General features: G+C 58.7%; 5 protein-coding genes. All 5 read right to left on the bottom strand.

Annotation, left to right across the window (positions count from 1 at the left end; all coding sequences use genetic code 11):
• A partial coding sequence (locus ABYV26_RS19930) for a hydrogenase maturation nickel metallochaperone HypA (protein ID WP_372683113.1) occupies positions 1-266 on the bottom strand: 266 nt, incomplete at its 3' end.
• 491 nt (positions 267-757) lie between these two features.
• The gene (sucD, locus tag ABYV26_RS19925; protein ID WP_372683112.1) at positions 758-1633 is read right to left on the bottom strand and encodes a succinate--CoA ligase subunit alpha; all 876 of its coding nucleotides are present in this window, start codon (positions 1631-1633) and stop codon (positions 758-760) included.
• A 28-nt stretch (positions 1634-1661) separates the two neighbouring features.
• Positions 1662-2828 carry an ADP-forming succinate--CoA ligase subunit beta gene (gene sucC, locus ABYV26_RS19920; protein ID WP_372683111.1) on the bottom strand — a complete coding sequence of 389 codons (1167 nt, stop codon included), beginning with the start codon at positions 2826-2828 and terminating at the stop codon, positions 1662-1664.
• A gap of 155 nt (positions 2829-2983) precedes the next feature.
• Positions 2984-5005, bottom strand: coding sequence for a pyruvate carboxylase subunit B (locus tag ABYV26_RS19915; protein ID WP_372683109.1), 2022 nt, complete (start codon positions 5003-5005; stop codon positions 2984-2986).
• Positions 5006-5071: 66 nt separating this feature from the next.
• Positions 5072-5281 (bottom strand): hypothetical protein, encoded by a 210-nt coding sequence (locus ABYV26_RS19910; protein ID WP_372683108.1) that lies wholly within the window; start codon positions 5279-5281, stop codon positions 5072-5074.
• Between the last annotated feature and the right edge of the window lie 73 nt (positions 5282-5354).

The raw sequence follows: 5354 nt of genomic DNA, 5'->3' as shown, positions 1-5354 counted from the left end.
GTAAACACCGGCTCGGTGACCGTCCACTGGGCGTGGCAATCCTTGCACCGGGCCACTACGGGCACCTCTTCGATAGCCAGTTCGGCCCCTTCCAGCGGCGTGTCCTTGACCACCAGGTCGAAGCAGAACCGCAGGCTGTCCGCCACGATGGCCGACAGCCTGCCCACCTGAAGATTTACCCGCTGGATTCTGGCCCCTTGCATGTCCGCTGGGATGGAGGCTTTGGCAATGTCCACGATCTCCATGGCGATGCCCATTTCGTGCATGGTTGGTCCTTGTCAGAAGTCTGAAGTCAGATGTCTGAGGTCGGACGACCGATGTCGGATTCCCGACCTCAGATTTCTGTTCCGGTCAATTATCACCCTGATGGGATTTGTTCAACCTTGTTAAAGAAACGGACGCAATAGAATTCAGGAGCTAGACGTCAGAATCCAGAACAAGGCCTTGTCCTCGACGAAGTCATACAGGCAAGAAAAGGACGGTCAGAGAAGACCGTCCTTTTCTATTCAAAACGAATTTAGAAAATGGTAGTTCTCGCCCGAGTTCAGGGCAGGGGGTGGATTCTATCCGGAGGAATATTAAGAATATTTCGTGGATTCGGATCCGCCGCCCAACACAGAAATCGGGTGAGAGATGCCGTATTTGGCTGGAAGCCAATACGGACCTGAGCTGAGCGTTTCATCTTTTGAGAGCCGGATCTGATTTTTTTCCGGACTCATTTCATTACCACGCGTTGTCTTCGAAAAAGATGAAACGCTCAGCTTGGGTTGAAGGTTTCGGCGCAGACATCGCCCAGATAGGCCAAGTTCTCGCATACATGGATCCCGTTGTCCTTCATGGCAGCCACCTTGCTCTGGCCGGTACCGCTGCTGCCACTGATGATGGCGCCGGCATGGCCCATGCGCCGTCCCGGAGGCGCCGTCAGGCCGGCGATGAAACCCACCACCGGTTTGGTGACGTTGGCCTTGATATAGTCGGCCGCCTTCTCTTCCGCGTCGCCGCCGATTTCGCCGATCATGACGATGCCCTCGGTGGCGTCGTCGGCCTGGAAGCGCTCCAGGCAGTCGATGAAGTTGGTCCCGTTGACCGGATCGCCGCCGATGCCGATGCAGGTGGTCTGGCCCAGACCGGTCATGGTCAGGGCGTGAACGGCTTCGTAGGTCAGGGTGCCGGAACGAGAGACCACCCCGATTTTGCCGGGCCGGTGAATCGCCGCCGGCATGATGCCGATCTTGCATTCGCCGGGGGTGATGATGCCGGGGCAGTTGGGACCGATGAGGCGCACCGGCTTGTCCTTGAGATAATTCTTCACCCGCATCATATCCATGACCGGAATGCCTTCGGTGATGCAGACAATCAGGGGTACTTCGGCATCGGTCGCCTCCATGATGGCGTCGGCGGCAAAGGGCGGCGGCACGAAAATCATACTGGCGTTGGCCCCGGCGATGTTGACGGCATCGGCCACCGTATTGAAAACGGGAACGTCGTCCATCTTCTGGCCGCCCTTGCCGGGGGTTACGCCGGCCACCACCTGGGTACCGTAATCAATGCATGCGCGGGCATGGAATTGACCCTCTTTTCCAGTGATACCCTGCACCAACAATTTGGTCTCTCTGTTGACTAATATGCTCACGATTCAATCCTCGCTGGTTTTTTATGGGTTACTGGATGGCGGCCTGCAATTTTTCGGCGGCGTCCTTGAGGTCTTTCGCGTTGATCAGATCCAGGCCCGACTCCGCCAGGATTTTGCGTCCCTCCGCCAGATTGGTGCCTTCCATGCGGATGATCACCGGCACGCGCAGGCCAACCTTTTCGGCCGCCTGGACCACGCCGTTGGCCAGCCTGTCGCAGCGCAGGATCCCACCGAAAATATTGATCAGGATCGCCTTGACATTCTCATCGCTCTGCAGGATGCGGAAGCCGTTTTCGATCTGCTCAGCGCTGGCGCCGCCGCCCACGTCGAGGAAGTTGACCGGCTTGCCGCCGGCGTACTTGATACAATCCATGGTGGCCATGGCCAGTCCGGCGCCGTTGACCATATTGCCCACATTGCCGCCTTCTCCCAGGTGGATATAGTTGAGGCCGTGGCCACCGGCTTCCACCTCAGTGGGATCTTCTTCATCCAGATCACGGTATTCCTGGACATCGGGGTGGCGGTAGAGGGCGTTGTCGTCGAAATCCATCTTGCCGTCCAAGGCGATGACATCGTCTTGGGCGGTGATAATCAGGGGGTTGATCTCCACCAGCGAACAGTCGTAGCCCACGGCCAGGTTGTACAAGTTCTTCAGCAGCACGGAAAAGGGTTTCATGGTCGCTTTGGGCATGTTGAGCCCGAAAGCCGCCGTCCGCAAATGGTAGGCCTGGATCCCGACGTTGGGGTCCACATACACCCTGATGATTTTCTGCGGTGTTTTCTCGGCTACCGTTTCGATGTCCATGCCGCCGGCTTCGGAGGCCATGATGATCATCTTGGCAGTGGCGCGATCGGGCAGGATGCTGAGGTAGAGTTCCTTGGCGATGTCGAGGCCCTGCTCGATAAGCAGCTTGTTAACCAATTTTCCTCCGGGGCCGGTCTGCTTGGTAACCAGGTTCATCCCCAGAATACTGTTGGCGTATTCGTCAAATTCCTGTTCGTTTTTAGCCACTTTCACGCCGCCGCCCATGCCACGGCCACCGGCGTGGATCTGGGCCTTGACCACCACCGGGTATGCGCCGAGGCTTTCGGCAACCGCCTTGGCCTCTTCGACGGTAAAGGCGACTTGTCCGTCGGGAACGGCCACGCCGTTCTTGCGGAACAGTTCTTTGGCTTGATATTCATGAATTTTCATGGATGGGCCTCTTTTCTCCTTTAATGGATCTATCGCAAGCGTCCGCTAAAAAAAGGATGAGCACGGTTGCCTCCCGGAGGCGGGCGACCATGCTCATCTATTCAGTGCCCATCCATGTTTTTGGACAGGCACTATTCAGTCACACGATCTCCAGCCTAACCGATCACGCAGAGCACATCCCCCTTGGCCACCGAGTCTCCCGAGGCGTATTTGATCGCTTTGACGGTGCCGCTGGCGGGTGCGGCCAGGGCATTCTCCATTTTCATGGCTTCCAGGATCACCACGGTTTCGCCCGCGCTGACCGTGTCGCCCTCTTTCTTGTCGTACTTGACGATCATGCCGGGCATGGGTGCGGTCAAAGGGGTGCCGGACGCATCGGCTGCCGGTGCGGGCGCGGCTTCAGCTTTCTTTTCAGCTTTAGCCGGTGCCGCCGCAGGAGCTGCCGCAGGCGCCGCGGCCGGCGCCGCAGGCATGGCTGGTGCGGCCGCCGGCATCCCACCGGAAAGCTGAATCTGCTGCGCGTATTTCAGGATGGGGCTGCCGCCCACTTCGTCCACGCCGACCTCGAAGTACTCGTTGTCCACGAAGACGTTGAAGGTGCGCAGACCTTCGCCCTTGGCCGGGGCGTCCTTCTTTTTCTCCACCAGTTCGCCGGCCTTGGCTTTTTTGATCAGTTCGTCCTGCTTTTTCACCTGCTGCATGGTGATCGGTTTCACCGCTGCGGGCGGCTCTTCCTTGCCGTATTTCCACTGCAGGAATTTCTTGCCGGTGACCGGGTAGATGGCGTAGAGCACCAGGTCGTCCAGGTCCACGGCCAGGTCGCCGATTTCGGCCTTGGCTTTTTCCATTTCCGGTTCGAGCACTTCGGCGGGCCGGCAGGTGATCGGCTCCTCGCCGCGGTCGTAGCCCTTCAAGGCTTTCTTCTGCACCTCGGGATTGATCGGCACGGCGGTCTTGCCGTACAGGCCGTAGCACAGGTCCTTGACCTGGCCGGTGATCATCTTGTAGCGCTCCTCCGGGGTGTCGAATAGCACGTTGTTGACGGTCTGGATGCCCACGATCTGGCTGGTGGGGGTGACCAGCGGGATCTGGCCCAGGTCCTTGCGGACGCGGGGCAGTTCCTTGTAGACTTCGCCGATCTTGTCCAGGGCGTCCATGTCGCGCAGCTGGTTGACCAGGTTGGAGAGCATGCCGCCCGGGGTCTGGTGCAACAGCACGTTGATGTCGATGATCGACATCTTGGAGTCGTCGAGCAGGTGCTTGTATTTGGGCATGACCTCTTTTTCGAGAATCTCGTTGATCTGGGCCAGCAGATGAATGTCGAAGCCGGTGTCGCGGCTGGTACCCAGAAGGCTCATCACCAGCGGTTCCACGGCGGCGTGGGAGGTGCGGTAGGCGTAAGGTGTCATGACCGTGTCGATGATGTCCACGCCCGCCTCGATAGCCTTGAGGTGGCTCAGCGGAGACATGCCCGAAGTGAAGTGGCTGTGCAGGTGGACGGGGAGTTTGACCGCCGCCTTGATGGCCTTGACCACGGCATAGGCATCGTAGGGAGCGATGAGGCCGGCCATGTCCTTGATACAGATGGAGTCGGCGCCCATGGCTTCCAGGTCCTTGGCTTTGCCCACGTAGTAGTCCAGGTTGTAGACCTCACCGCCCAGGCGCGGTTCGGTCAGCGTGTAGCAGATGCAGCCCTGGAAGTGCCTGCCGTACTCCTTGATCTTGGGCACCACGGTCTCGAAATTGCGGTAGTCGTTGAGGGCGTCGAAGGTACGGAAGATGTCCATGCCGTTTTCGCAGCTGCGGTCCATGAAGGCGTTGGCCACGTCGTCGGCGTAGTTGCGGTAGCCGACCAGGTTCTGGGCGCGCAGCAGCATGGAGAAGGGGGTCTTCTTGAAGTAGCGCTTGAGGGTGCGGATGCGCTCCCAGGGATCTTCGTTGAGAAAGCGGTGCATGGTATCGAAGGTGGCGCCGCCCCAGGTTTCCACGGCCCAGAAGCCCACCTGGTCCATCAGTTCGGCCACCGGGATCATGTCCTCGGTGCGCCCGCGGGTGGCAAACAGGCTCTGGTGTCCGTCGCGCAGGCTCAGATCCATGATCTTCACCGGGTTGTCCGCCTTGGGCCGCTTCACATCGTAGTTCATTTGGGTCATTTTGACTTGATCGTGGTCACTCATCGTATGGGTCTCCTCTTAAAAAATTGGATGTTTAATGGCTCATTGGATGTTGCTTCGTCCCCAATCCTAGCGGAGTCGGTTAAAGGTTTTCATCTGCATGAGGTTGCGCATCTGCATCATGCCCTGCCTGCCGGACAGGCTCCACAGGTTGCCCTGCTCGAAGCGGCGGGGTTCCGGCCGCTTGGGTGGCGGCAGCACCAGTGCTTCCTCTTCGGTCTGGATATAGGCGGTTACCGCGGCAAGGGCGGCGGCCAGTCTTTTGTCATTTGCGTCCATAAATCGCACCTTTTTTTTGTTCGGTTGGCTTTGCTACAGGGCCGCTACACGGGGATGTTGCCATGTTTTTTCG

It is taken from the genome of Desulfosarcina sp. (assembly GCF_041551955.1).
Taxonomy (GTDB): domain Bacteria; phylum Desulfobacterota; class Desulfobacteria; order Desulfobacterales; family Desulfosarcinaceae; genus Desulfosarcina.
The sequence above is the reverse complement of the archived record's forward strand: the minus strand, read 5'-3'. Positions and strand labels throughout refer to the sequence as shown.

Bases quoted from the DNA above. Each gene is read 5' to 3' on its own strand.
- ABYV26_RS19915 (WP_372683109.1), bottom strand. From the start codon at position 5,005: ATGAGTGACCACGATCAAGTCAAAATGACCCAAATGAACTACGATGTG.
- ABYV26_RS19910 (WP_372683108.1), bottom strand. From the start codon at position 5,281: ATGGACGCAAATGACAAAAGACTGGCCGCCGCCCTTGCCGCGGTAACC.
- sucC (WP_372683111.1), bottom strand. From the start codon at position 2,828: ATGAAAATTCATGAATATCAAGCCAAAGAACTGTTCCGCAAGAACGGC.